General features: G+C 58.2%; 24 protein-coding genes. 4 read left to right on the forward strand and 20 right to left on the reverse strand.

The window, feature by feature from the left end:
• Positions 1–32: 32 nt before the first annotated feature.
• From AC3WWH_RS25960 to AC3WWH_RS26020, 13 genes are all read right to left on the reverse strand, one after another.
• Positions 33–737 carry an IS6 family transposase gene (locus AC3WWH_RS25960; protein WP_058324346.1) on the reverse strand — a complete coding sequence of 235 codons (705 nt, stop codon included), beginning with the start codon at positions 735–737 and terminating at the stop codon, positions 33–35.
• Positions 738–961: 224 nt separating this feature from the next.
• Positions 962–1,768, reverse strand: a complete 807-nt coding sequence (locus AC3WWH_RS25965) for an SDR family NAD(P)-dependent oxidoreductase (protein WP_162752556.1) — start codon at positions 1,766–1,768, stop codon at positions 962–964.
• Positions 1,769–1,819: 51 nt separating this feature from the next.
• Positions 1,820–3,310: a sugar ABC transporter ATP-binding protein gene (locus AC3WWH_RS25970; protein ID WP_058324357.1), complete on the reverse strand. Its 1,491-nt coding sequence runs from the start codon at positions 3,308–3,310 to the stop codon at positions 1,820–1,822.
• 5 nt (positions 3,311–3,315) lie between these two features.
• Positions 3,316–4,398 (reverse strand): hypothetical protein, encoded by a 1,083-nt coding sequence (locus AC3WWH_RS25975; RefSeq protein ID WP_063891534.1) that lies wholly within the window; start codon positions 4,396–4,398, stop codon positions 3,316–3,318.
• Complete coding sequence (locus tag AC3WWH_RS25980) at positions 4,395–6,518, reverse strand: ABC transporter permease (protein ID WP_058324343.1); 2,124 nt, start codon at positions 6,516–6,518, stop codon at positions 4,395–4,397. The genes AC3WWH_RS25975 and AC3WWH_RS25980 overlap by 4 nt, the downstream gene beginning before the upstream one ends.
• Before the next feature lie 34 nt (positions 6,519–6,552).
• Complete coding sequence (locus tag AC3WWH_RS25985; protein WP_082641165.1) at positions 6,553–7,620, reverse strand: sugar ABC transporter substrate-binding protein; 1,068 nt, start codon at positions 7,618–7,620, stop codon at positions 6,553–6,555.
• Positions 7,617–8,612, reverse strand: coding sequence for an ABC transporter permease (locus tag AC3WWH_RS25990; protein ID WP_058324341.1), 996 nt, complete (start codon positions 8,610–8,612; stop codon positions 7,617–7,619). Before AC3WWH_RS25990 ends, AC3WWH_RS25985 begins: the two co-directional genes overlap by 4 nt.
• A gap of 180 nt (positions 8,613–8,792) precedes the next feature.
• Positions 8,793–9,269: a MaoC/PaaZ C-terminal domain-containing protein gene (locus AC3WWH_RS25995; RefSeq protein WP_058324340.1), complete on the reverse strand. Its 477-nt coding sequence runs from the start codon at positions 9,267–9,269 to the stop codon at positions 8,793–8,795.
• Positions 9,269–9,508 carry a biotin/lipoyl-containing protein gene (locus tag AC3WWH_RS26000; RefSeq protein ID WP_058324339.1) on the reverse strand — a complete coding sequence of 80 codons (240 nt, stop codon included), beginning with the start codon at positions 9,506–9,508 and terminating at the stop codon, positions 9,269–9,271. Before AC3WWH_RS26000 ends, AC3WWH_RS25995 begins: the two co-directional genes overlap by 1 nt.
• Positions 9,509–9,517: 9 nt before the next feature.
• Positions 9,518–10,300 (reverse strand): enoyl-CoA hydratase/isomerase family protein, encoded by a 783-nt coding sequence (locus AC3WWH_RS26005; RefSeq protein WP_058324338.1) that lies wholly within the window; start codon positions 10,298–10,300, stop codon positions 9,518–9,520.
• The gene (locus AC3WWH_RS26010) at positions 10,297–11,301 is read right to left on the reverse strand and encodes an alpha-ketoacid dehydrogenase subunit beta (protein WP_245299259.1); all 1,005 of its coding nucleotides are present in this window, start codon (positions 11,299–11,301) and stop codon (positions 10,297–10,299) included. Before AC3WWH_RS26010 ends, AC3WWH_RS26005 begins: the two co-directional genes overlap by 4 nt.
• The gene (locus tag AC3WWH_RS26015) at positions 11,273–12,256 is read right to left on the reverse strand and encodes a thiamine pyrophosphate-dependent dehydrogenase E1 component subunit alpha (RefSeq protein ID WP_058324336.1); all 984 of its coding nucleotides are present in this window, start codon (positions 12,254–12,256) and stop codon (positions 11,273–11,275) included. The genes AC3WWH_RS26010 and AC3WWH_RS26015 overlap by 29 nt, the downstream gene beginning before the upstream one ends.
• Before the next feature lies 1 nt (position 12,257).
• Positions 12,258–13,406: an acyl-CoA dehydrogenase family protein gene (locus AC3WWH_RS26020; RefSeq protein ID WP_058324335.1), complete on the reverse strand. Its 1,149-nt coding sequence runs from the start codon at positions 13,404–13,406 to the stop codon at positions 12,258–12,260.
• 247 nt (positions 13,407–13,653) lie between these two features.
• Here AC3WWH_RS26020 and AC3WWH_RS26025 point away from each other — a divergent pair, with 247 nt between their 5' ends.
• Positions 13,654–15,246 (forward strand): AMP-binding protein, encoded by a 1,593-nt coding sequence (locus AC3WWH_RS26025; RefSeq protein ID WP_058324334.1) that lies wholly within the window; start codon positions 13,654–13,656, stop codon positions 15,244–15,246.
• Positions 15,247–15,299: 53 nt separating this feature from the next.
• Entirely contained in the window at positions 15,300–15,884 is a 585-nt protein-coding gene (locus tag AC3WWH_RS26030; protein WP_058324333.1) for a TetR/AcrR family transcriptional regulator, read from the forward strand.
• Between the two features lie 50 nt (positions 15,885–15,934).
• Here the strand turns inward: AC3WWH_RS26030 and AC3WWH_RS26035 are convergent, their stop codons facing one another.
• The 7 genes from AC3WWH_RS26035 to AC3WWH_RS26065 are packed head-to-tail and all read right to left on the reverse strand — an operon-like array spanning position 15,935 to position 22,426.
• Positions 15,935–16,600 carry an EthD domain-containing protein gene (locus AC3WWH_RS26035; RefSeq protein ID WP_058324332.1) on the reverse strand — a complete coding sequence of 222 codons (666 nt, stop codon included), beginning with the start codon at positions 16,598–16,600 and terminating at the stop codon, positions 15,935–15,937.
• A gap of 22 nt (positions 16,601–16,622) precedes the next feature.
• A complete protein-coding gene (locus tag AC3WWH_RS26040) occupies positions 16,623–17,771 on the reverse strand; it encodes an NADH:flavin oxidoreductase/NADH oxidase (RefSeq protein WP_082641159.1) in 1,149 nt (382 codons plus the stop codon).
• A gap of 25 nt (positions 17,772–17,796) precedes the next feature.
• The gene (locus AC3WWH_RS26045) at positions 17,797–18,462 is read right to left on the reverse strand and encodes an ABC transporter ATP-binding protein (RefSeq protein ID WP_058324331.1); all 666 of its coding nucleotides are present in this window, start codon (positions 18,460–18,462) and stop codon (positions 17,797–17,799) included.
• Positions 18,463–18,487: 25 nt separating this feature from the next.
• A complete protein-coding gene (locus AC3WWH_RS26050; RefSeq protein WP_058324330.1) occupies positions 18,488–19,240 on the reverse strand; it encodes an ABC transporter ATP-binding protein in 753 nt (250 codons plus the stop codon).
• Complete coding sequence (locus AC3WWH_RS26055; RefSeq protein WP_058324329.1) at positions 19,237–20,256, reverse strand: branched-chain amino acid ABC transporter permease; 1,020 nt, start codon at positions 20,254–20,256, stop codon at positions 19,237–19,239. The genes AC3WWH_RS26050 and AC3WWH_RS26055 overlap by 4 nt, the downstream gene beginning before the upstream one ends.
• A 2-nt stretch (positions 20,257–20,258) precedes the next feature.
• Positions 20,259–21,125: a branched-chain amino acid ABC transporter permease gene (locus AC3WWH_RS26060; RefSeq protein WP_058324328.1), complete on the reverse strand. Its 867-nt coding sequence runs from the start codon at positions 21,123–21,125 to the stop codon at positions 20,259–20,261.
• A gap of 38 nt (positions 21,126–21,163) precedes the next feature.
• Positions 21,164–22,426, reverse strand: a complete 1,263-nt coding sequence (locus AC3WWH_RS26065; RefSeq protein ID WP_058324327.1) for an amino acid ABC transporter substrate-binding protein — start codon at positions 22,424–22,426, stop codon at positions 21,164–21,166.
• Between the two features lie 280 nt (positions 22,427–22,706).
• On the opposite strand from AC3WWH_RS26065, the gene AC3WWH_RS26070 reads away from it, so the two are divergent.
• Together AC3WWH_RS26070 and AC3WWH_RS26075 are read left to right on the forward strand one after the other, a co-directional pair.
• The gene (locus AC3WWH_RS26070) at positions 22,707–23,951 is read left to right on the forward strand and encodes a CaiB/BaiF CoA transferase family protein (RefSeq protein ID WP_063891536.1); all 1,245 of its coding nucleotides are present in this window, start codon (positions 22,707–22,709) and stop codon (positions 23,949–23,951) included.
• Positions 23,952–23,968: 17 nt separating this feature from the next.
• The gene (locus AC3WWH_RS26075; protein WP_058324325.1) at positions 23,969–25,135 is read left to right on the forward strand and encodes an acetyl-CoA acetyltransferase; all 1,167 of its coding nucleotides are present in this window, start codon (positions 23,969–23,971) and stop codon (positions 25,133–25,135) included.
• The last annotated feature ends 28 nt before the right edge of the window (positions 25,136–25,163 follow it).

A 25,163-nucleotide genomic window follows, 5' to 3' on the forward strand; every position in this document is an offset into this window, starting at 1 on the left:
GGCGAGCGGTCTTCGACGCAGGGGGTCTACGATCAGGCAGCCGCGCCGGTGACGACCTTCCAGTGCGCCATTGCGCGGATGCGATGAATATGGGTGGCCAGTGCGGATCGTTTCTGACGTGGGGCGACGAAGAGATTTCGAAGTGCGGAGAAGATCGAGATGAAGCGCTGCAGACTTCCCGGTGATCGGAAACCTTGCATCGTCCTCTCCCGTTTCCGCAGTGGCAGATGGGAATTTTCCGCTCGATTGTTGAGACCCTTATGGGATCTGTGCTCCACAGCCGGCATAACCTCACGCTTGGCCGCGCCATACGAGCGGAGCTTGTCGGTGATGATCCGCTTGGGCGGCATGCCTGCATTCTTCAGCAGTCTGATGAGCAATCGCTTGGCAGCCTTCGTATCGCGTCGGCTCTGAACAATCTCGTCGAGAACATAGCCATCTTGATCAACGGCACGCCAAAGCCAGTGCTTTCTGCCGGCGATGGAAATCACCACCTCATCCAGATGCCACACATCCTGACGTAAAGGTCGCCTGCGACGAAGCTGCTTTGCGTAGCCCGGTCCGAATTTCCGACCCCATCGCCGGATCGTTTCATAAGAGACGAGAATTCCGCGCTCCAGCAACATTTCCTCGACAAGGCGTAAGCTCAGCGTAAACCTGAAATACAGCCAGACCGCATTCGAGATGATCTGTTGCGGGAAACGGTGGCGCTTGTAGCTGACGGCAGGACTCTTCATACCACCGTCTCTATGCCCAATTCACTGACGCCGCGTTTATGTGACAACACCATGCAAAGTCGGGATCGGAGGGCCGCCAGGTCTTGAGGCTCTGCGGCGGGACATTACCAAACTATGATCTTGAACGCCGCTCCGCTGTCGGAGGCTTGCTACGGCAGTTGCGATCTTGCGGCTTTTTCGACGAACATGCCCGCCCGAAATTTCGGCTCGAATGGGCCGTCGCCTCAGGTCGAGGCGGCCGCTGTGTTGAAGGTTTTCGACGCATTCGAGGCAAAGCTCTTCTCGGCCATGAAGCCGCCGTCCACCGGCAGTACGACGCCGGTCACGAAGCTTGCTTGCGGCGAGCAGAGATAGGCGGCAGCCTGCGCGATGGCCTCGGGCGTACCGCTATTGCCGAGCGCCACTGCATGCTCCAGCCCCTTGAGAAATTCGGCGTCGGAGTAATACACCTCGGTCATCGGCGTCGGGATCGCGCCGGGCGCGACCGCATTGACCCTGATGCCGTAGGGCGAAAGATCGAAGGCGAGGTTCTTGGTGAGCCCGACCACGCCATGTTTGCTCGCGCAATAGGCGGGGCGATTGCGAATGCCGACCAGTCCCGCTACCGACGCGATATTGACGATCGAGCCATGTATCTGCCTGTCGCGCATGCGGATTGCCGCCTCGCGGGCGCAGTAGTAAGGCCCGTTGAGGTTGATCGCCATCACCCTGTCCCATTCGCCCGGCGCCAGATCGAAGATGCTCTTGATCTCCCGCACGCCGGCATTGTTGACGAGAATGTCGATGCGGTCCGTCAGCAGGTCGAGTTGCGTAAAGGCCTCGGCCACCGATTCCGCTGAAGCGACATTGGCGGTCAGCGCGATCGCATCCGCATATCCGACCGTCCGCAGGGTCTCGACGGCCACATGCGCCCGCTCTTCAGATATGTCGATGGCGACGATGCGCGCGCCGTTTTGGGCCAGAGCAAGGCAAATGGCTTGACCCAACCCGCCCGACGCCCCCGTCACAACCGCTATTTTTCCCTTAAACACATCCGATCTCCTCTTCAGGCTGACACGATGCATCGCCCTAAAGGGCGGCGATTAGTGAACGGCGGCGAACATGATCTTGTCTTCGGTCGCGTTCGCTGCGTCGAATTCCTCAACGATCCTGCCGGTTCGCGCCACCAGAATGCGATCCGATAGATTGAGTACTTCCGGGAGGTACGAGGAGATGATCACTACCCCGAGACCGGTGTCGGCGAGTTCGCGGATCAGCCGATGGATATCGGCAATCGCTCCGACATCGACGCCCCGTGTCGGCTCGTCGAAAATGATGAGCTGCGGTTCCTTGGCCAATGCGGCGGCGATAACGACCTTTTGCTGGTTGCCGCCTGAAAGCTCGATGACCTTGGATGAGGCGGAAAGCGCCTTGATATTGAGTTTGCGCGACCACTCGGCAGCCAGGCGATCCATCGCGCCGCCATTGACCAGAATACCGCTCTCCAGATCGGCGGCCATTCGGTTGATGTAGACGTTCTCGGCAATGGACATATGCTCGAAGAAACCTTCGAGTTTGCGGTCTTCGGTGACATAGACGATGCCGTCCTTGATGCCGGGCCGAGGAATCCGGTAACGTATCCGCTTGCCAAACAGGTTGACCTCGCCGCCGTAGAAGAAGTTGCGCTTATAGGCACCGGCGATGATCTTGGCCGTTTCGCTACGCCCCGAGCCGATCAAGCCGAAAATCCCGGTGATCTGGCCGGCGTATACGGAAAAGGACGTGTTTCGGACAAATTGCCCCATCGACACGTTCTGAACGCTCAACATTTTCCGCCCTCCCGGACGGACCTTGCTGCGGGTTTGGTAGAGCTCCTCGCTCAGTTCTCGCCCCACCATCGACCGGATGATGCTTTCGCGGGTAAACTCGGCGGTCTCGGCGGAGCGGATAAGCTCGCCATCCCGCAGAATGGTAATGCGGTCGGCAATCTCCAGAGCTTCCTCAAGCGCATGCGATATGAAGATGATCGACACGCCGCGCGCCTGCAGGCGCCGGACCAGTGCGAAGAAATGGAACTTTTCTTCCGGCGTCAGCGTCGCCGTCGGTTCGTCAAAGATGATAACCTCGGCGTTCTTGAGGACTGCGCGCGCGATTTCGACCATTTGCTTCTTGGCGGCCCCGAGTGACGAAACGGTCGCCCACGGATCAACGTCGAAGTTCAGCGACTGCATGAACTGCTGTGCCTGGATAAACAGCTTGCGCAGCTTGTTGAAAGCTTTCTCGTCGCCAAGATACAGGTTCTGCGCGACGGTCATCGTCGGCACAAGGTTCGTCTCCTGGAACACCATGGCGATGCCGCGTTCGAGCGCCTCGCCGGGCCTTAAGAATCTGGCAGCCTTACCATCGACGAAAAGCTCGCCGTGCGAAGGTGGCGTCACCCCCGCGATGATCTTGGTCAGGGTCGACTTTCCCGCACCATTCTCGCCCAAAAGGGCATGGATTTCGCCGCGGCGGAGAGACCAATTAATGTCGCGCAAGGCAGGAACGCCGCGATATTCCTTGGTGACGTGCTTCAGTACGACAATGTCTTGAATTTCGGTCATGCGCCTGTCCCCCATGCCATTTCCGATGCAAGAACCATGTCCCCGCCCTTTGACGAAAAGATCAGCCGGCCGGCATGTTCAACACAACTGGTGACACCATGGCGGTTCCCGCCCATGCGGCTGTGCAGGCTCGTCTTGAAATTGAAATCCTTGTCCATGATGATGACAAGCCCGTAGGACTTAGTCGGCGCCCAGGGCTTCATGACCCCGAGATGTCGGATTGCGCCCCCTTGCAGCGGCTCACGGAAATCGCGGCCGCTCTTCAGAGCCGGAGCCATCCAATAGTCTTCCGGCACTTCAGACATCATGCGCCGTTTGTAGGCAGGTTCGCGCAATATGAACTCGACAAGCTGCCTGCGCGGAGCAAATCCCGCCAGCAAGATATCGCCGTTGCTTGCCCGCGAAAGCCGGGCCGGGTAGGTCGGTAATTCATCCAAGAGTTGCGTCACGCGTCCATCGGCAGCAATCTTCATGAGGCGATGGCGCCAGCTCTCGGAAAACGCCAGTTCGCCGTTTCCAAGGTCGAGCAGGCCGTTGGGCCAGGCAAGACCGCCTGCAAGTTTGCGGGAGGTCCTTGCCGCGAGGTCGAACTCCCAGATGCTGCCAGAAGCATTTCCTTCCATGAGGTCCCATTTCCATCGCGATGGTCGATTGGTTGCAGAACCGAACGCGACCACGAGCCTGGACGAGGAACGGAAAAGGCAGGCAGTCGGCGAAATAATTCCTCCACCCAAGTCGGGCTTGGGTTCCGCGCCGTCAAAGGCGCCTCCCCGGACGAGCAGCTTGCCGGCGTCCAGACCGATCGCCACGACATTGTCACCGTTGGACGCGAGGCAGGTCACATCGGCATCAAAGTGCATTTCCGACTTCGGCTGGTCGAAGTTTGTGAAAACAGTTCCGCCGCTTGAATAAAACAGCCTGCCCTGGTGGACCATAAGGTTGTCGGGCTCAGCCATGGCTGCCAGGATTAAAGCATGATCCAGTTCGTCGTTGGGTTTGAGGGCACCATCCATGGAGGGGATGGTAACGGCGTATTCTCCAGCCCCGCGCAACCAGTCTAACAGCCGAAGAATACTCATTGTCTGCCTCCCCAGTAGGAACGCGGCCCCGACCATGCGGGATCGGCATCCGGCAATGCGATCTTGCCTATGCGGTTGTTGAAGATCCCGCCCAGATAGAGATGACCTTCGTGCTCCCGCATCGATGTGATCATCGGGTGAGTTTCGCCCGCGCTGTCCCAGAGCGAGTATAAAACCTCGCCATCGAGTGTCATCTTCAAGACCGTGCCGGTGTTGAGGTTGGGATAGATCCACTCGTCAAAGGCCACGCGTTGAGCCATTCGCTTGCGAAAGTCAGGCATTTCCAGCGCGAGATCCAGGGCCTGCGTCCGCATCCCCAGCAACGCCACCCAGAAGGTCCCGTCGGACGCGCGATTAATGTTGTCGGGGTAGCCGGGCAGATTGTCGGCGATAATCTCAACTGTTCCGGCCTTTCGCCCGCCAAACCAGTAGCGGCTTACCCGGCACGCCCAAGTCTCGGCAAACAGGAGGGACTCTCCATCGTGCGCCATACAGATCCCGTTCGGGAAGATAAGATTCTTCAGGACGGTTCGCGTTGACCCGTTCTTGGGATCGTAGCAGAGGATCCTGCCGTTGCCGCGCATCTCCAGGGAATCCGACGCCCATTCGTATATATCGAAACGCACGGTGGCCTCGCTGTAGTATACTCGTCCGTCGTCGGCGATATCGAGGTCATCGGCAAAGCGGATACGGGAATCGTCACGTATTGAAAACATGCTACGGTTGGTCTGGTCGGACAATTTCCGCACCGTCCGACTTTGGTCGACCGAATAGAGTCCCATGCCTGATACGCAGACATGAAGCGTGTCGTGCTGATCGATCGCAAAGCCAAGCGTGGCACCACCTATATGAGCAAAGATCTCCGGCTTGTCATAGGAAGGAGCGCTGAACCTCATCACGTTGCCATGACGGCTGCCCGTGTAGAGATGCCCTTTGCTATCGAAAATCACGTCTTCCGCACCATCGACCATGTCCAACCCGATCGGCTCGGCGTTGGCGAGCATGTCATTCATGGCAAAGACAGTGCTGGAATCCCGGTCCGTTGCAGGACAGGACGGCATCTTGAAGTAGGTCGGAGAAATGTAGACCCGGGACAGGATCTTGCTCCGGTTCTTGATCCAGCGCACGTCGACGACGACAGCAAGGAGAAGAATGAGACCCAGCACCAGATTGGTGCCTCCACTCCTTAGGCCGAGCGATATGATGCTATTGGTGATCAGCAGCACTGTAATCGCGCCGATCAGGGCTTTGCTGACCGATCCCCGCCCTCCGCCCAGGCTGTTGCCTCCAAGCACCACAGCCGTCAACGCCAAAATCTCCATGCCGTTGCCGACGTCAGCACCCGCATTCGTCAGCCGGGCTGCATAAAGGCTCGCTGCTATTCCAGCGCAGGTTCCCGAAATGACATAACCAAGGCAGACAATGGCGCGGACGTTGATACCTGCGTTGTGCGCAGAGCGTCGCGATCCGCCCACGGCCTGGACATGCCACCCAATGCGCATTCTGGTCAGGAAGATGTGGAAAAACACAGCAGCAGCGATCATCACTACGAAACTGAGGGGAAAGCCGAGGATCGCGCCCTCGCCGAGATACTCCCAAAGCTCGTAGTTTTCGGGCTCGCCAATCACCCGATCCCCGTAGAAAGTTACCAGGCTCTCCAGCACAGCACGGGTGATGATCAGCGTAACGAGCGTCGTCAAGAATGCCCGCAACCGGAAGAAGCCCACGAGTATGCCGTTGACAAGGCCGATTGCGCCCCCAAGGGTGATCGACAATGCGATGCCGAGCGGAATGGGGACTCCCAGGCCCTGGATGAGAGCAAGCGCGACGAAATTGCAAAGACCGAAGACTGCGCCGACGCTCAGATCTATTCCACCGGACAGGATAACAATCGCCAACCCGATCGAGATGAATCCAACCTCCCCGAACTGCCGGGCGATGTCCGAGAGACCATAAAGGTCAAAGAAGCCCGGTACGATTGTCCCGAAAACCGTGATCACGAGGACGAGAAACATGACCGGGATTGCAGTATCGATCCAGGATTTCGACAGAAGCTCGCCGATCAAGTGATCTGGAAGGAGCTTGTAGCGAAGACGAGTAATAGATGCGTTCACTGCCATTGGAATGGCCTCCCTTACACCCTTTAATCGCCTACTAGCCGCCGTTCTTGCGGATGTCGTCGACGGTCCAGCAAGAGTCGGCTCTCAATGTGTCAGCCGACAGCACCTTGTTTCTCGAATAGAGCGCGAACGGCATCGACCCGGCTTTGAAGTCGGTCTGCAACAGCATTTTGACCGCGGCATTCAGGTCGCGCGCCTGATTGGCGGTATCCATGCTTACATAGTAATTGTAGGTGCCGTCCTTGACTTTGGCGCAGGCCGCCATCTCGCCACCGCCCTCAGTCGCGAGGATGATCTTTCCCTTCATGCCCGCATTCGAAATGGCGCTGGCGGCACCTGTGGCCTGGCCATCCCAGGCATCGATGATCGCGCAGAGATCGGGATGCTGTTTGATCAGCGTTGAGGCGATCGCATTGGACTTGCTCGGGTCCCAGTCGGCTGCCTGCGTTGCCACGACCTCAATCGACGCATTGTCGGCGAGTCCATCCATGATTCCTTTGACTTGATTGATGCTGGCGGGCGCTGTCGCGGCACCGGTGATGATCGCCACTTTCCCGGACCGCCCATCATTCCCGCACGCTCCGGCAACGACCTTTCCGTTTTCCAGCCCGACGGAATAGAAGTCGGTTCCGACAAAAATGTCCGGGAGCGCCGTGGTCATCTGGTTGATTTGAACGACACGGATGCCCGCTTCCTGTGCCTTGCGCACGACGCGCGATAGCGATGTCGTATCCGGTGGCTGGATTACAAGCAGATCCGGTTTTTCGCGGATTGCCGCCTGCATTCCCTGGACGAAATTGTCGGTGACCCAATTCGGATCGCGAATGATGATTTCGTATCCCAATCGCGTCGCTTCGCGCTCAAGCCCCGCCACCCAAGCCTGCGAAATGTCGTAGCTCAAAGCGAGCGGCATATAGACGATTTTCTTCCCCTTTAGCGCTTCGTAAGATTTGACGCTAAGGCCATCGTCAGGGCGTTCCGCGAATGCCGGCATGACCATCAGGCCGGCTGCGCAAAAGACCGCAATCGCAGTTGCTTTCAGTATTGGCATCGAAATCCTCCTCCTCTTGAAAGATGTGATAGTCGAGGGCCCAAGGCTCATATGTCGCCTTGCTTCTCTGTCTGTTCGTCTCGCGGGTTCATGTAAGAATCGACAAGTATGGCCAGCAGCAAGATCGCTCCCTTGACGATGCTTTGTATCGAGTAGGGGATGTCGAGAAGCGTCATGCCATTGAGTAGAATCCCGATGAGTACCGTTCCGGCCAGCACGTTTCTCACCGCGCCCTTCCCCCCATTCAGTCCGATACCGCCTATCACCACGACCAAGATGATGTCGTACACCATGGTCGAGTTGATGATCCGGGTGCTCATGCTTGAGACCGACGCAAGCGTCATCAGTCCACCAATGAAAGCGGTCAGCGACGACAGGATGTATTGAAGCACTGTCATGGTCCGCACGGAGATGCCCGCGAGCCGGGCGGCGGCAGGATTATCGCCCATTGCGTAAACGAAACGGCCGAATTTGGTGTAGCGGAGGAAGACGTGAAAAGCGCAGGCGATGAGCACCAGCGCGTAGACTATCAACGGGATCCCAAGAGCATTCGTGTTCCCGACGAAGGGGAGCAATGTCGCATCGTCAGGCAGGTAGTTCACGTCCTGCTCGATCAAAAAAAACTGACCAAATCCGTAGACGGCAACGCCTCCGGCAAGCGTTGCGAAAATGGCCGGGACCTCGCCGTATGCGATCAACACGCCCTGCGCCAGGCCCACCGCCAACGCGAAGCCGAGACCACAGGCTCCCGCAATCAGCGGGGACATCCCGCTATTGTAGAGCACGAGAAAAAAAGCGGTCGAAATAACCATCACCGGCACGATTGCCAGGTCGATCCCACGGCCGATGACCACGACCGACATGGCGAGCGCAAGCACCCCAAGGACGGAGACGTTCTTGAGAAGCGACAGGAGGTTGTCGACCGAAAGGAAGCCGTCGGTCGCGATGGAGAATATTATGAACAATCCAAGTGCGGTAGCGACGACAATCTGCTCCTGACTAAGCGGCGTTGTCGCGGGCAGATCTTTCTTGACTGCTTCCATGGCGTCCTCCCGACACAAGAATTCTAACAACCGTTTGATTGCACACAGCCTTCAGAGAGTCAATTTACATCGAACAAAATCTCGAAAATTATATAATATAATCATATACATATAAAAACATATGCCAAAGCTTCGAGAAGCCGAAGCACTCTCGATCGGGTACGACAGGGTTGCGGCGTTCTAGCGGCGCTCGGAATTTGTCGGGCCGACAGCCTCGTCGACAACAAGGGGCTTGAGAACCAAGGACAGTATTGTCTCGCCCTTGTGATTGTTCGTTTCCAACAACAGCGAAACAATGCCTCGTCCCGCGGTCTTGGAGGGCCGTTTGTCAAGCACCGTGATGCGGACGCATATCGTGTCATTTGGCCTCAGCGGCCGGACAAAGCGAAGATCGTCGATCCCAAGCCCGGCCAAAGCGGTGTCCTTGACCAGCCCGTGATCAAAATAGAGGCGATAGCTCAACATCAGGGTCTGGAGACCGCTTCCGATCAATTCGCCGAAGATGCTCTCCTGCGCGGCAAAACGGTCGATATGAAACGGTTGCGGATCCCAAAGCAGCGCGAAATCGATGATCGAGCTCTCTGTGACCGTCATTCGCGCGGTATGATACACCGCGCCCGGCTCAAATTCTTCGTAGACAAGTCCACGAGCGACCATCAGCCAATCTCGACGATGGCGATCTCGCCGCCGATCGGAACCAGATCGCCGACATTTGCGACCCTTTGCAAGAGGCGGCCGGCGGCCGGCGACACGACTTCGAAATTGGCCTTGTCACCTTCAACGGTGGCTATGACCTCGTCGGCAGCCACGCTATCACCCTCGTTCTTTTCCCAAGATGACAGTGTGACTTCCTCAATCGTCAGACCCAGCTTCGGCACTTTCACTCTGATTTTCATGACCTGCTCCTATCTGCCCGTGTATTGCGGTGCACGCTTTTCAAGGAAGGCACTCATGCCCTCCTTCTGGTCTTCGGTTGAAAACAGGCTTGCGAACTCCCGAAGCTCGTATTCCAGCGCCACGTCCCAACTCGCTTCGCTACCGGTATTGACGCTGGCCTTGGCGGCCCCCAGCGCAAGGAGTGCCTTTTCGGCAAGCTGGAGCGCCAAGGCCGTCGCCGCCGCGAACAGTTCACTTTCGGGCACACAGCGGTTGGCCAATTGCCACTCGACGGCCTCCGCGCCGGATAGCAACCGCCCGAGCATCAGAAGTTCCTTGGCACGCAATCGCCCCATGAAGCGCGTCAAACGTATTGCTGCTCCGGCGCCCGGGATGACGCCTATGTTGATTTCGGAAAGGCCAAACCGGGCCGATTCCGCAGCGAGCACGAAGTCGCAGGCAAGCGAAAGCTCCGTTCCCCCGCCCGTGGCCCATCCCTTCACCGCAGCGATGACCGGTTTGCGGCAAAGCTCTAGCGTGCGGAACAGGTCGAGCCAGCCTCTGTTATAGTCGAGAACATCGGCTGTACTGAAATCGCGAAGCTCGCTGATATCGGCACCCGCGGTGAAGGCGTGATCACCGGCCCCGGTGAAAATGATCGTGCGAACAGCAGCGTCCCGCTCGGCCTCACGCACGGCGGCGGTGCATTCGGCGACGCATCTGCGGTTGATGGCATTGAGCACTTTGGGGCGATTGAAAGTGATCCACCGCGCGGTGTCCTCGGTGGACACAAGGATTGTCTCGTACGTCATGCCACGACCCCCATCATTTCTGAAACTGTGTCGGCGATGCGTTGGGCTGATGGCAGATAGATCTGCTCCAGCGACGGGGTAAACGGACAAGGGGCAAAGGGGGGCGTAACCCGGCAGGGAGGAGCCTTCAACCTGTCGAGCGATGTTTCGGCGATCTGGGCGATCACCTCGGACCCAACACCGAACGGGCTATGCGCCTCGTGGACCACGCACAATCGGCCCGTCCGCTCGACTGAGGCCCGCACCGCACTTGAGTCCATCGGGCTGATCGAACGAAGGTCAATCACTTCAGCCTCGCAACCGCGCGATGCAAGCAGCTCAGCAGCGGCAAGGCTGCTTTGGACCATTTGCCCCATTGTGACGATGGTAACGTCGCGTCCCGCACGACGTACGGACGCCTTGCCGAGCGGAACCAATGTCTCGTCGCCTGGATCTCCCACGTCGCCGGAGGTTCCAATGAGCTTCTTGCTGAGCAGGCAGACAACCGGATTGTCATCCCGGATCGCCGATTTCATCATCCCCAACAGATCTACAGGCGTAGATGGCATGATCACTTTCAGTCCCGGGACATGGGCAAACCATGCCGCGAGGCTCTGGGAGTGCTGGGGACCGGCGTTCACGCCGCCGCCGCCAAACGTGTAGAGCACCATTGGAACGGTTACCTGTCCGCCAAGCATGTAGCGAAGCTTTGCCGCCTGGTTCACCAACGGCTCCATGCAACATGTGAGGAAATCCTCGAAACCGATTTCGACAATAGGCCTTAGCCCCGTCATGGCTGCTCCGACGGCCGCGGAGACGAAACCATTCTCCGCGATCGGCGTGTCGCGAACGCGCGTGCTGCCGAAGGCGTCGTAGAGCCCCCGCGTTTGCGCGAAGATGCCGCCACTGGCGCCCACGTCTTCACCCATCAGAATGACGGATTCGTCACGTGCCATCTCTTCGCTGATCGCCCGGGTGAGCGCCTGATAGTATTTAAGCCGCGGCATTTTCATCTCCCGCATAGACGTCTTCGACAAGAACAGATGGCGGCGGGCTCTGAAGCCCAGCGGCCCAATCGGCAGCTTCGCAAACCTCCTGGATTGCCTGCTGTTCGATCCCGGCAAGATCGTCGACAGTCAGCCCGTAGCCGGCCGCGCGCTCTTTCAAACGCAGGATCGGGTCGAAAGACTGGCCGTTCTTCTTTTCCTCGTCGTTCTTGTAGACCTGCGGATCCCCCTCATAGTGGCCGTGCCACCGAAAGGTTTTCGCCTCAATCAGGCTCGGCCCATCCCCGCGCCTGGCTTTATCGACTGCGACCTTGACGGCCGAATAGACGGCCATGACATCTTCACCGTCAACGACAACCCCATCGAATCCGTAGGCAGCGGCCCGGGACGCGACGTCGTTGACAGCGACGTGCACCTCGTAGGGGGAAAGTTCGGCGTATCGGTTTGCTTCGCAGAAAAACACGATCGGCAACTTCCAGATCGCCGCCATGTTCATCGCTTCGTGGGCGATACCGGCGCCGGATGCGCCCTCGCCAAAAAAGGCGACGACCACGTTCGGCTGCTGGCGGATCTGGAGCGATAGAGCAGCACCAATACCCAATCCCATCGACTGACCAACGATACCGTTCGCCCCCAGCACGCCCGCCGACACGTCCGCGATGTGCATGGATCCGCTGCGTCCTTTTGAATAGCCCTGCGCTTTGGCAAACAGCTCGGCCATCATCCTTTTGGCATCAGCGCCTTTCGCCAGACAATGCCCGTGCCCGCGATGCGTGCTGGTGATGTAGTCGTTGGCTTGAAGGGCAGCACAGGCACCAGCCGCGCAAGCTTCCTGACCGAGCGAAAGGTGGATGAAACCCGGCAGTTCGCCATTTTTATAACGTTCCGCAGCGACGAGCTCGAAGGTACGAATCTCGCACATCGTTTTGAACAGGTGGGATACGAGTTCCCTTGAAAGCTTCCCGGTCATCTCAGCACCCCAAGGCACGGGCGATCAGCAACTGCTGGATCTCCGTGGTGCCCTCCCCAATTTCAAGTATCTGGGCTTCGCGATAGAGGCGGTTGACACGGTATTCGTGCATGAACCCGTACCCGCCATGGATCTGGTAGGCGTCGGTTGCCGCCTGGACAGCCAGGCGTGTGCCAACGAGCTTGAGCATCGCCGCCTCGGTGTGGCACTCCATGCCTTTCGCATGCATCCACGCGACGTAGTGGGCAAAACGGCGGGTAGCCTCCGCATGGGCGGCCATATCGGCGAGCTTGGCCTGTGTGAGCTGAAAGGAACTCAGCGGCTTTCCGAACTGGTGCCGGCTCTGGGAGTAAGCGCGAGCCTCCTCGAGGCATGCCTGAATCAACCCGCAACCAAGCGTACCAAACACGATCCGCCCAAGGTTCAATGCCGAAAGCGCCTGTTTTAGCCCCGCCCCCTCCACGCCGAGGAGGTTGTCCTGCGGCAGCAGCACGTCGTTGAAGATCAGCTCGCGATTGTCCATGCCGTGCCAAGCCATCTTGTCAAACGATTGACCGAGCTCGTAGCCGGGCGTGCCTGTTGGCAGGATGAATGAGGAGATCAGATTCCGACCATCGGAACGTTGGCCAGTTACCGCCATCACGACGGTTCCGTCGCTGATGGCGGTACCGGCGTTGCTGATGAAGATCTTGTTGCCGTTCAGTTTCCATTGGCCGTTGGTTTCTCGCGTCGCCTTGGTTCGCATCCCACCGGCGTCGGAGCCTGCGCCGGCCTCTGTCAGCGCGATCGCGCCGAGCTTGGAACCGTTGGCAAAGGCCGGCAGCCATTCTTCCTTCTGCGCCTGCGTGCCGAGTTGCACGTACATATTGGCAACCATGACGTGGACTTGCCAAATGAGGGCGAACGTCTGGCTCACCGCGCCCATTTCCTCTATCGCGAGGACATAGGTGAGCGAGTCGAGCCCGCTGCCCCCGAACTCTTCCGGGATCATGATCCCTGCCATCCCGAGGTCGCCCCATCTGCGCCAGAGCTCGTAAGGGAATTCGTGGTCGCGATCCATCTTCTCCTGGACCGGCGCCACCTCGGTGCGAGCAAACTCTCGCACCATGTTCTTCAATTCCGTCTGTTCCGGATTGAGCGAGAAATCCACAGCATCCTCCGTTCGCAACAACACCGCGACGCCTTCACCTCCGCGCCCGGCAACCGTCCCCAATCTAAATACACCGAGACGGGAAAAAATCAAACGCTTGTTTGACAGATTTTTTCGGAGGATCTACATTTTGCAGGAGGACAGCTCGACGGGAGTGCATTTTACGCCACTCGAAAGCAGGTCACGGCCAAGGAGGCCGTCTCGCCCGGTCGGGGAGCTGGATAGGGTTGGTCACGGGAGGATTGACGTGAATAGAGACTATGGATTTGATCACCTGCCGGGATCGTTGCATGACCTGATCGACATGCGCGCCGGGACTGCGCCGGACCGCACCTTCGTGATCTTCAACGAGGCTGCCTACACTTACAAGCATATCGCGGACCTATCGCTGCGCTACGCAGACAGACTGCGCCAGAACGGCATCCGGCCGGGACACCGCGTGATGGTCCTCATGCACAGCTGCGAGGTCTATCTGGCCATATGGTTTGCGATCTCGCGGGTTGGCGCAATCGAATCCCCGGTCAATCCGGCGTATAAGGGGCAACTGCTGCGTCAGCTCATCGAAACCGCAGACCCAGCCCTGTGTATCGTCGCAGACGATTTCCTCGACGAGTTCAGGTTGAGCAGTGAAGGGCTCGTGGATCCAAGCATGATCTACAGTCCGGACAGCTTCCTCGCTCTGCAATGGGTCGAGCCATGCCCGCGCCTCCAGATAGATCCCCGCGATACCGCGGCGATCATCTTTACGTCGGGAACGACAGGGCGCTCCAAGGCAGTGATGATTAGCCACAATCATCAGCTCTCGTTCGGGCAGGCTTTCGCAGAGATTACGGGCCTTAGCGAAAGCGACACCGCCTACAATTTCCTGCCGTTCTTCCACATCGCCGCTAAATTCGTCGCGCTCGCCACGCTACTGACGGGCGCAAAGATGCTCTTGCGTCCGGGTTTCAGCGCTTCCAATTTTTGGCCGGACGTGCGGCGGCATGGTGCGACGGTATGCTCGGCCGTCGGCGGACTATGCCATATGCTGCAAAGCCAGCCGCAGATGCCTGACGATTCCTCCAATCCCATGAGGCTAATCTATGCCGTTCCGGTGCCATGGGAATTCAAACAATCGTTTGAAGAACGCTTTGGCCTCAGACTGGTGGAAGGCTATGGCGGCACGGAATGCAATCTGGTCGCCTACTCGCGGCTCGACGAGCCGACACCACGCGGCTCCTGTGGCAGGCCGAGCCCCTACTTCGACATAGAAATCCAGGATGGCAACGGGCGCCGTGCAGCTCCTGGCGAAGGTGGCGAAATCTGCGTTAGGCCGAAGCATCCCGCAACGATGATGAATGGTTATTTCGGGATGCCGGAAAAGAGCCTCGAGACAATGACCGATTTCTGGTTTCACACAGGAGACCGGGGATATTTCGATACGGATGGCTATCTCTTTTTCCTCGACCGCCTCAAGGATTCCATCCGGCGCCGAGGCGAGAACATATCTTCCTTTGAGGTTGAGCGGATATTGAACAGCCATCCGGCCATCGCCGAGTCCGCTGTTATTCCCGAGCCTTCCGAACTCGGTGAAGATGAAGTGAAGGCAGTTATCGTTCTCAAACCAAACCAGCAGGCCAGCGAAGAGGACATTTTCAGGTTTGCGGTCGACAACATGCCGTATTTCATGGTCCCCCGCTTTGTGGAACTTCGAAAAGAGCTTCCCCGAACACCAACGATGAAGATAAAGAAGGCGGAGTTGACGTCGCAGGGCAACAGCCAGGGGACTTGGGATTGCGAAAAGGCGGGGCTTCGGGCAACCCGCCTGGGCCTTGTGCTCCTCGGAACCCGAGGCTCCTGATGCTGATGTGGATGGCGACGTATGCAAACGAGTATATTTGAGGATGAATTGTAATGGCTAATGCCGGATTGGAAGGGGCGTCGAGGAGAGATATCGTCGTCGAGGCTGCGGCTAAGCAATTCGCCAAACACGGCTACGATGCGACGACCATGCGCAATATCGCTTCGTTGACGGGCATATTGCCGGGGTCAATGTATTACTACTTCACATCAAAGGAAGAACTCTTCGCCGCCGTGCATGAAAAGGCGATCAATCACATTTGCCTGGGAGTGATCCGGATGATCAACCCCAGCGCTGATGCGTGGACGCGACTGGAACAGGCATCGCAGGGCTACTTGGACGCCATGCTCAACTCGAATGTTTATGCCAGTCTGATTGTGACCGAGTTTCCGCGTCGAAGGTCGCGCAAACTGCGCGAAAAGCTCGTTTCGGACCGCAGGCGGTTCGAACAGCTCTTTGTCGAGATCATCGATGAGCTCCCCCTCAAACCAGGTGTTGATCGGAGCTATTGGCGACTGGCATTGCTCGGAATGCTGGCCTGGACCTACGTCTGGTACAAACCGAGTGGCGACCCGCCCGCCGTTGTGGCCAAGACCCTGATCGACCTTCTGAAGAACCAGACGGCAGAAGACAGGTAGCGCGCCGCGCTTCCGTTGGTGCAGACGGAAACGAAGGTGGCCGCTGCGTGCTATCGGTCCAAAACTTCGCGCACGATGATGATCGGCAAGTGACCATCGGGAAGGAAATTGGCCTCGTCGGCGCGGGTTTCCTCGTATTGCGGCGTGCCGGCACCCGCCCGCATGGCAGCCGTCGATTCGAACCAGGTGATGGCAAGTCCGTCATAACGCGGCGTTGCTCCGCCTTCATAGGCGCACAACGCGAGGTGGTTCTGCTCGTAACGCAGGATAGACGGTATTGTGGCGCCAAGTGGGCCGTGGACATTGCGCCAGTAGTGGCGAAAAGTCAGGAGATCCATGCCGGGCCTTCGATTGACGAATTCGATGTTTTTCACCGCACCCGACGGCACGACCCTGTCTTTGACGCGGTAAACCTCGACGGCCATAGTCAGACATCTGTGCCCGCGCAACAGTAATTGGCGCCGGCGCAGGATTGTCTTGTAAAGGTGGGACTTGCAGAAATAGTCGGCAAGCGCATCCGACTCTAGTACAAACTCCTCCACGGCGTCGAAAAGCAGCTCGCCCTTGCGATAGCCTTGGACGAGCGTGTGCGACTGAACGTACCGGCGCAGCCCGGGAATTGGCGGATCCTTCGAGCTGACCTGAGCCAGCTTGTGATGAAACTCCTCAACGCCTAGGCCTTCGGCGCGTTTGTGGAGATGAACTATTTTGCGCATGACATATCCTCAGCTAAAGACGTCATTCCGTCTCGGGTCCATAGGCATCTCTTTGCTGCCTAGCGCGCCGCATCAGCCACCAGCCAAACTGGTCGGGCCATTTCTGCCATGCCGCATTGCCCTCAAGATGCAAAGCCGCCTCGCAGGGCCAATTGGGGTTCATCAGGGCCTCTCTAGCAATGCTGATGAGATCGGCCCGGCCTTCCGCCAAGATGGCTTCGGCCTGTTTCGGGCTGCGGATCAGGCCGACGGCGATCGTCGCGATTCCCGCCTCGTTTCTCACCCGCTCAGAATAGGGGACATGAAATCCGGGCTCGCGTGCCAGGAGGTTTTGATGCTTCTCGAGCTTCATGCCACCTGACGAACAATCCACGACATCGACGCCCCGCTCCTTGGCAGCGGTCGCGAAACGTACGGAATCTTCGATCGACCAGCCGACGTTGATGCCGTCGACGCTGGAAATGCGAACGAATAGCGGCTTGTCCGCCGGCCAGACTTCTCGCACCGCCTCTATTACCGAAAGAGGCAGGCGCATGCGGTTCTCGAGACTGCCTCCATAGTCATCCTGCCGTTTGTTCGCGAGTGGAGACAGGAATGAATGGAGAAGGTATCCGTGCGCGCAGTGCAGTTCGACAACGTCGAAACCCGCTGTGTCAGCCCTTTTTGCGGCTGTAGCGAAATCCGAGACCAACCTCTCGATATCCGCCTTGTCCATCTCGGTAGGCACGGGCCATCCATCGTCGAATGGCTCGCCCGTCACTGCCTCGGTATCCCAGGGACCGCCTCCCTTTTGATCGGCATCCGCCGACCCAAGAGGTCCCGCCCCTTCCCAGGGACGCTGGCTGGAGCCTTTGAAGCCACTATGGGAAAGCTGGATACCGGCGGCGCTGCCGGATGCATGAAGAAAAGCGGCAATACGTTGCAGCGGGATGGCGTGTTGGTCGCTCCACAAGCCAACGCAGCCATGGGTGATGCGTCCACGTTGGCTGACGGCCGTCGCCTCGACAAAAACGAGGCCCGCACCACCAAGAGCAAAGCGTCCGAGGTGGACCAGGTGCAAGTCGCCGGCCATGCCATCGACGGCGCTATACATGCACATGGGCGATATGACGACCCGGTTCTTAAGCGTCAGGCCGCGCAAGGTTATCGGAGAGAAAAGCTGCGACGGCACGCTCTGCGTGACCGCAGCAGAGAGGTTAGACAAGCCCAAGATACGACTCCCTTATTTTCTGATCCTTAGAAAGCTCGGCACTCGTGCCGGAAAGCGCAATCCTTCCCTTTTCGATGACGCAAGCCCGCTCACTCACCTCCAATCCCCGGCCCACGTCCTGCTCGACCAGAAGGATCTGCATGTCTCCTTCGGCCAGCCGCGGAATGAGATCGAATATTTGATCGACGATGATCGGTGCCAGACCCTGGGACGGCTCGTCGAGAATAAGCAGGCGTGGGTTACTCATCATTGCGCGGGCGATGGCAAGCATCTGCTGTTCCCCACCGGACAGCATGCCTGCCTGCTGCTCACGCCGCTCCGCAAGCCGGGGAAACCGGCTCATTTCCCGCTCCATCCGCTCGATGAGCGCGTGACGGGGAAGCCCCGTCCCGCCGACCTGGAGGTTCTCCGTGACAGACATCGAGGGAAAGGTGCCGCGACCGCTCGGGACCATGCGCAGCCCCTGCTTTGCGATTTCGTGGGGCGCCAGGCGGTCGATGCGCTTTCCGTCCATCCAAACCTCGCCTGTCGTCCAGGGTAGAAGTCCACACAGAGCGCGCAGAAACGTCGTCTTGCCTGCACCGTTCGATCCCACGACGCTGGTCACGGCACATCCGGTAAGATCCATCGAGAGGCGCTCGACGATCGTCACGCCCCTTCGATAGCCGCCGGAGAGATTAGATACCTTCAGCATAGCGCCCTCCGAGATAAACGTTGATGACCTCGGGATTGCGGCTGACTTCGGCAGGTGTTCCGTCGGCCAGCTTGGTTCCTTGCGCAATCACCACGATGCGGTCGCATATGGACATCACCGACCGCATATCGTGTTCAACAAAGATGATGCTGATGCCCCTCGCCCGCAATTGACGCAGGATACCCAGAATTCGGTCGCCATCGCTGGCGTTGAGGCCGGCAAGGATCTCATCGGTCATCAGCAACCGCGGTTCAGAAGCAATTGCCCGCGCGATCTCGACCCGCTTCTGATCGGCATTCGATAGTGTGTCGACAAAGGAATCCGTCAGATGGGACAGCTCACAGACTTTCAACGCCTCGTGGGTAACGTCTCCCGCCGGCCGTTTGCGCGCCTTTTGCGGGCTGCGGAAAAGGCTAGCGGTATGGACGTTTTCCCGAACGGTCATGCCGGAAATCAGCGAGACCGACTGGAAGGTCCGCACGGCGCCGAGAGCGGAGATTTCATCCGGACGTTTGCCGACAATGCTCTCGCCACTGAGTGTTATGCGGCCGCCGGTCGGTGGCAGCAAACCGGAGATGAGATTGAAGAGCGTCGTCTTTCCGGCGCCGTTCGGTCCAATCAGGCCCACCATTTCGTCGGAGCCGACGGTAAAGGACACGCTCTCAAGGGCGACTAGGCCACCGAAATGGCGCGACACACTTTCTACTTGGAGAAGAGGTGCGCGGGAAAGTGTCATTGTCCCTGCCTCCCGATCGTTTTTGCAACAGCGATTGGGGTCTGCGGCATTACCGGTGTCTTTCGGGTCATCGTCCAGAAAACGCTCATCAGGCCGCCGGGAGCAAACGTAATGATCGCCACGATCAATGCGCCGTAGATCAGGCGGTGATAGCTGAGGAAGTTGCCCCACGTCAGTTGGTCGATGGCACTCAACGCGACCGCGCCCAAAATCGGACCCAGTACTGTTCCGGCACCGCCGAAAATCGTCGCCAGGATCATGTTCAGAGTGAACTTCATATCGAGTACGCTTTGCACCGAAACGAAGGACAGGAAGGGAGCAAATGCCGCGCCCAGGATACCCGGCCAGATAGCGCTGAAGACGAACGCAACAATCTTGTACTGAAGAACACGGATGCCGATCGACGATGCCAGCACCTCGTCCTTTCTCAAGGTGTGCAGAGCGTAGCCGATTCTGGACTTGGCCAGCCACATGACCGAGGCAATCAGCACTGTGACGAGCGAAAGGAACAGGTAGAAATACTGCAGCAGACTATAGGGCAGCGTTACCGTCCAGCCCACGTCGAATTCCCTAAGCCCGCGCGTATACGGCCACTGCTGCAAAACAGTGTCGAAGATAAGCATGACAGCGAGGGTCGAGAGAGCGAAATAAAGCCCCTTCTGACGAAAAATCGGTAAGAAGAGGCCCGCGATGACGCCCGCGACGAGCCCTCCGAGCAGCATGGCGACCGCAAGCGGCAACTCGTAGCGGACAATGCTTATCGCTCCGACGAAGCCGCCGATGCCGAAGAAGACGCCATGGCCGAAGCTCGCGTAACCGGCAAAGCCACCGATGACGTTCCATGATGACGCAAGACCGATGTTCACTAAGACGAATACGGCGACCCGCACCCAATACTCATTCACCGCCAATGGCAACGTTCCAGCAAGGGCTGCTGCCGCTACCAGTGCGGCCAACTGCACATTCAGCGGCGCTTGACGCAGAGACCAGGCCCATCGTCCGATTGTGTAGAGCATGATTATTTCCTCACTACAGCGTCGGTTCCCATCAGACCTTGCGGCCGGAAAAGCAGGAACAGCAGAAGAACCGAAAAGGTGACGGCAGGTGCGATGGTCGGGACGTAGAACGACGCAGCGAAGGAAAGCACACCAAAGATCAGGCCACCCGCGAGCGCTCCCAACATGCTTCCAAGGCCACCGATGACGATCACGAGGAAGGAATCCACCGTCCAGGTGAAGTCCATGTAAGGAGCAAGCGGGCTGATCGTAATGAACATGCCGCCGGCAAGCCCGGTCCAGACGCCGGACACGAACATGGTCTTTTCGTAAGTGGCGTTCAGGTTGATGCCGCTCAGTTGTGCCGATTGCGGCGCATCCCTGCACGCCCGCACCGAACGGCCGAACTCAGTATGTTTTATCAGCACAAACAGCGCCAATGCCGAGACCAGGCTGACCAGGAATAGCAGAAAGTCAAAGCTGGGAACGAAGGTCGTTCCCAGGAAGAACCCGGGCGGAAGGCCGGTCTCGATTCTAAGCGTCCGCTCCTCCGACCCCCAGAAGCGGATGCCGAGTTCAGTGATGACCGTTGCAATGCCGAACGTTTGCACCAGAACCATGAGTGGCTCCAGATGAAACGTCCTTGCTATGAAGAGCCGCTGTATCAGGACGGCGAGCACGCCTGTTCCCACGGCTCCGACAGCAAGCGCCAAAATGTAAGGCAATCCCCATTGGGTGGCCGCGTAGTGGGTTAACAGCCCTCCAAAGACGACAAGTGCGCCATGGGCAAAATTGACGATCCCGATAACCCCCAGCACAAGGCTGAAGCCAAATGCTGCAAGCGCAAAAATACCGCCCCGCAACAGTCCATAAACGACGACATCCAGCATCGTGATACTCCGCAAATGTGTGGCTGACGCTGGCGCCTTCACCAGGCCGCTTTGGGATAAACTCCCTCGGCGGTCGCCATTTCAGCTGGAGCGATAATCTTCTGCGCAGCCGGGTTTCCGAACCATTGAACGGCGGGGGCGGCATCCCGCTTGATGCGTCCGACCTTGTCGAAGGCGATCGGCCCCCAAATGGAGTTCTGTCTCTCAAGCGCGAAAAGCTTCTTGCGAAGCGTTTCGGAATTGAACGGGTCCGCAGGATCAGCATCCTTGAGCGCCTCTTGGAAAATCCAGGGACAAATATAGCTGAAGGCGGCCTGATAGGTCGGCACGTAGCCGTAGGTTTCTTTGAACTTGGACGCAAAGTCCGCCGCCGAGGCGAACTTGTCGTCGGAATACTTGAACTCGGGAAGCCAGACTGTCGTGCCGATTATCCCTTCCATCTTGCCTGCAAGTGCTTCGCGCACTGCCGGATTTCCGGTCAGATGCCCTCCGACAAAAGCCTTCGGGTTGATGCCGAGCGCCGACATCTCCTGCACCAACTTGATGCAGATGACATCCCAGCCTGTGTTGTAGACAATATCGACATCCCCGGCGCCCTTGAGCTTAAGAGCAACAGGACGAAGGTCCTGCGTGTTCATCGGCAGAACAACTTCGCTTACGACCTCGATGCCGAACTCGGCGCACTTGTCTTTCACGCCTTGCCCGATCTCGTGATAGACGGGATCATCCATCGTGATCAGCGCCAGAGTGGCCGGCTTCGGCGTACACGAAGACAGGAAGTTCATGGCACCAACGCCATAGGTGCCAACGCGGCCATTGGCCGTAAACGCGGTTTGGCCGCCAAGTTCGTCATCGATCCGAACCGATGAAGCGCCGGACTGCACGAAGACCTTGCCATATTTTTGAAGGATGGCGCCCTGGGCAAGGATGGTGTCGGTGCCATAGGTGCCGACAATGATGTCGACCTTGTCGTCGCTGATCAGTTTCTCGGTCAGCTGTGCCGCGCGAGATGCGTTGTTCTCATCGTCGTAGATCGTCAGCTTGATGTTCCGCTGCTTGCCCGCAACGAGCATTTTGCCATCATATACCTTTGTGAAGAAATCGTAGCCGTCGCGGCAAATGCGCGACACCTTCTCGTATGCGCCGGTGAGCGGCAAAGAAGCTCCGATGTGGACCACGTCGTCTGCAGCACCAGCCTGCCGAGCGTAGAACGGAAGAGGCAATGCGGCCAGAGACAGGGCGCTCGCGCCCTTCAGGAGCGAACGCCGGGTCACATTTGCTGCCAGTAGTTGATTGCTCATAGCTGTCTCCTCCCAAAGACGTCCACGAATTCCATCGTCTTCGACAGAACCATAACCAAACGCTAGTTTGAATTTGTCATTCTGTCAAATTAAATTGCCATGCTGGATGTGAGGCACATCGTTTTTTAGTTTTTTGGTTCTTTTTCAATATTTTATCAGAAACATCCCGTAGAAAAAAACTTCGACGAATGAAAAAATTCAAACATGCGTTTGTTTTTTTGAGAAAGGCATGTATTGTTTGAGTGACTGGAAACCGGAGAACTCCATGGCGTACCAAATCATGGCGGGGAGCAAGCATACGGACGATAAGCGCGAGCCAGGGGCGAGCCAATCTCCCGCCCTACCACACCCTCCTCTTAGGGGCATACGGGTGCTCGATCTTACCCGGCTGCTGCCCGGCGCCTTTTGCACGCAGCTGCTCGCCGACTTCGGCGCAGAGGTGATCAAAATTGAGCAGCCGGGATTGGGCGACTATTGGCGGTGGACGGAGCCCAAGGTGAAGCTTCAGAGCGCGCAGTTTCTGGCATTGAACCGCGGGAAGCGCAGCATAACGCTGGATCTCAAAGCCGCAGAAGCACACGAGGCGTTTCTGCGGCTTTGCGAAACCGCTGACGTCGTCATCGAAGGATTTCGCCCAGGGGTCATGGATCGTCTCGGGCTCGGATACGATGTGCTTAAGGGACGCAATCCCCGTCTGGTCGTCTGCGCGCTCACCGGGTTTGGCCAGGAGGGTCCATTGGCTCAGGTGGCTGCCCATGACCTGAATTATGTCGGGATGACTGGGCTTCTGCAGCTCGCTAACGGCAAGACGGCGTCCCCGATGGCCACCGGCTTGCCAATCGGCGACATTGGCGGCGGTGCATTGATGGCGACCGCAGGCATTCTTGCGGCGCTGTTTGACGTGTCGCGCGGCGGAATCGGCCGTTTCGTCGACGTATCGGTTGCAGATGGGCTCCATGCCTGGACCGGATTCATGACCGCTCGCTGGAACGTCCCGGATCTCAAAGAGGATACGGCGCCGCCGTTTGATGCGCCCTTCAACAAGCCCTTTTATAGCGTTTACGCAACCAGCGACGGCCGCCACATGGTTACCGGGGCTTATGAACGAAAATTTTGGGTGACCTTGTGTGAGGTCCTCGAATTGCCTGAGTGGCTCGATCGTCAATGGGTCTCCGGTTCCGAAGAGGAAGATCTTCGCGCAGCGATTGCTGCCGCATTCGCACGCAAGAGCTTTGCGGAGTGGACCAGAATTTTCAGCGAGCGAGAAGCGTGTGTCACCCCGGTTCTAACCGCCCGTGAGGCGATGGAGAGCGACCATGCCCGGGCGCGCGGGACCGTAATCACAGTGAATGATCCGGTTGAGGGCAAACTTCACCATGTCGGCAACCCAATCCGGTTTGATCGGAACGCCTTCAACTCACTGACGCCGGCACCGGCACTTGGTGAGGACAATGACGGCCTTCTGGCCGAGATTGGCTATTCCGTCGACGAAATCGCCATGATGCGTGTGAACAAGACGATCTGAAACATGGAGACGGTGTAATGGCATCCAACATCATCGGCTGGGCCCACACAAAGTTCGGAAAGCTCTCGGGAGAAACGGTTGAAACCCTGATCACATCGGTCGCTCATGAGGCATTGACGCATGCTGCAGTCGACGCGGCAGATATCGACGCGATCTTCCTCGGCCACTTCAACGCGGGCTTCAGTGCACAGGACTTCACAGCCTCGCTGGTGCTTGAGACGGACCACGCGCTTCGTTTCAAGCCGGCGACACGCGTCGAGAACGCATGTGCGACCGGAACTGCTGCGGTAAATCAGGCTTTGTTCTGGCTGGAGGCGAACAAGGGCCGAACCGCACTGGTGGTCGGTGTCGAGCAGATGACCAACGCTTCAGCGGAAGACATCGGGGCGAACCTCCTGAAAGCGTCCTATCTTCCCGAAAGCGGGACGACCGGTGCGGGCTTCGCAGGTGTCTTCGGACAGATCGCCGACCTCTATTTCCAAACCTATGGCGATCATAGCGACGCGCTCGCATCGATCGCGGCCAAGGCCCATTCCAACGGCGTTCTGAACCCCTATGCGCAACTAAGAAAGGACCTCGGCTTCGACTTTTGCCGCCATGAAAGCCCGCAAAATCCACGTGTCGCCGGCCCTCTGAAGAGAACCGACTGCTCGCCCGTCTCGGATGGCGCCGCGGCGATCGTGATCGCAAGCGACGATTTCGCCGTCTGCTCGCCCCGGGCGGTCAGGTTTAGGGCCAATGTACATGTTCAGGACTTCCTTCCACTCAGCCGACGCGACATTCTCAGGTTCGAGGGCTGCAACATCGCCTGGCGCAAGGCTCTTGAAACTACCAGCCTCTCGCTCGATGACCTCTCCTTCGTTGAAACGCATGATTGTTTCACGATTGCAGAGCTTCTCGAATACGAAGCTATGGGACTGACGAAACCGGGCAAGGGGGCGACCGCTGTCCATGAAGGCTGGACGCGCCGTGATGGGAAGCTTCCAGTAAACCCCTCAGGTGGCCTCAAGTCGAAAGGCCATCCGATCGGTGCGACTGGGGTCTCCATGCATGCGCTTACAGCCATGCAATTGTGCGGCGATGCCGGTGACATGCAGATCAGCAATGCCACGATCGCCGGCATATACAACATGGGCGGCGCGGCCGTTGCAAATTACGTTTCGATCCTCGAGCGTACCCGATAGCCCCGATTGCCACACAAGACCCAGGAAA

It is taken from the genome of Ensifer sp. EB106-03-01-XG145 (genome assembly GCF_058792075.1).

What these genes read in the sequence shown, in the direction of transcription:
- AC3WWH_RS25960 (WP_058324346.1), bottom strand. Translation starts at nt 737, where the DNA reads ATGAAGAGTCCTGCCGTCAGCTACAAGCGCCACCGTTTCCCGCAACAG.
- AC3WWH_RS25975 (WP_063891534.1), bottom strand. Translation starts at nt 4,398, where the DNA reads ATGAGTATTCTTCGGCTGTTAGACTGGTTGCGCGGGGCTGGAGAATAC.
- AC3WWH_RS25980 (WP_058324343.1), bottom strand. Translation starts at nt 6,518, where the DNA reads ATGGCAGTGAACGCATCTATTACTCGTCTTCGCTACAAGCTCCTTCCA.
- AC3WWH_RS25985 (WP_082641165.1), bottom strand. Translation starts at nt 7,620, where the DNA reads ATGAGCCTTGGGCCCTCGACTATCACATCTTTCAAGAGGAGGAGGATT.
- AC3WWH_RS25990 (WP_058324341.1), bottom strand. Translation starts at nt 8,612, where the DNA reads ATGGAAGCAGTCAAGAAAGATCTGCCCGCGACAACGCCGCTTAGTCAG.
- AC3WWH_RS25995 (WP_058324340.1), bottom strand. Translation starts at nt 9,269, where the DNA reads ATGGTCGCTCGTGGACTTGTCTACGAAGAATTTGAGCCGGGCGCGGTG.
- AC3WWH_RS26000 (WP_058324339.1), bottom strand. Translation starts at nt 9,508, where the DNA reads ATGAAAATCAGAGTGAAAGTGCCGAAGCTGGGTCTGACGATTGAGGAA.
- AC3WWH_RS26005 (WP_058324338.1), bottom strand. Translation starts at nt 10,300, where the DNA reads ATGACGTACGAGACAATCCTTGTGTCCACCGAGGACACCGCGCGGTGG.
- AC3WWH_RS26010 (WP_245299259.1), bottom strand. Translation starts at nt 11,301, where the DNA reads ATGCGGGAGATGAAAATGCCGCGGCTTAAATACTATCAGGCGCTCACC.
- AC3WWH_RS26015 (WP_058324336.1), bottom strand. Translation starts at nt 12,256, where the DNA reads ATGACCGGGAAGCTTTCAAGGGAACTCGTATCCCACCTGTTCAAAACG.
- AC3WWH_RS26030 (WP_058324333.1), top strand. Translation starts at nt 15,300, where the DNA reads ATGGCTAATGCCGGATTGGAAGGGGCGTCGAGGAGAGATATCGTCGTC.
- AC3WWH_RS26035 (WP_058324332.1), bottom strand. Translation starts at nt 16,600, where the DNA reads ATGCGCAAAATAGTTCATCTCCACAAACGCGCCGAAGGCCTAGGCGTT.
- AC3WWH_RS26050 (WP_058324330.1), bottom strand. Translation starts at nt 19,240, where the DNA reads ATGACACTTTCCCGCGCACCTCTTCTCCAAGTAGAAAGTGTGTCGCGC.
- AC3WWH_RS26055 (WP_058324329.1), bottom strand. Translation starts at nt 20,256, where the DNA reads ATGCTCTACACAATCGGACGATGGGCCTGGTCTCTGCGTCAAGCGCCG.
- AC3WWH_RS26060 (WP_058324328.1), bottom strand. Translation starts at nt 21,125, where the DNA reads ATGCTGGATGTCGTCGTTTATGGACTGTTGCGGGGCGGTATTTTTGCG.
- AC3WWH_RS26065 (WP_058324327.1), bottom strand. Translation starts at nt 22,426, where the DNA reads ATGAGCAATCAACTACTGGCAGCAAATGTGACCCGGCGTTCGCTCCTG.
- AC3WWH_RS26070 (WP_063891536.1), top strand. Translation starts at nt 22,707, where the DNA reads ATGGCGGGGAGCAAGCATACGGACGATAAGCGCGAGCCAGGGGCGAGC.
- AC3WWH_RS26075 (WP_058324325.1), top strand. Translation starts at nt 23,969, where the DNA reads ATGGCATCCAACATCATCGGCTGGGCCCACACAAAGTTCGGAAAGCTC.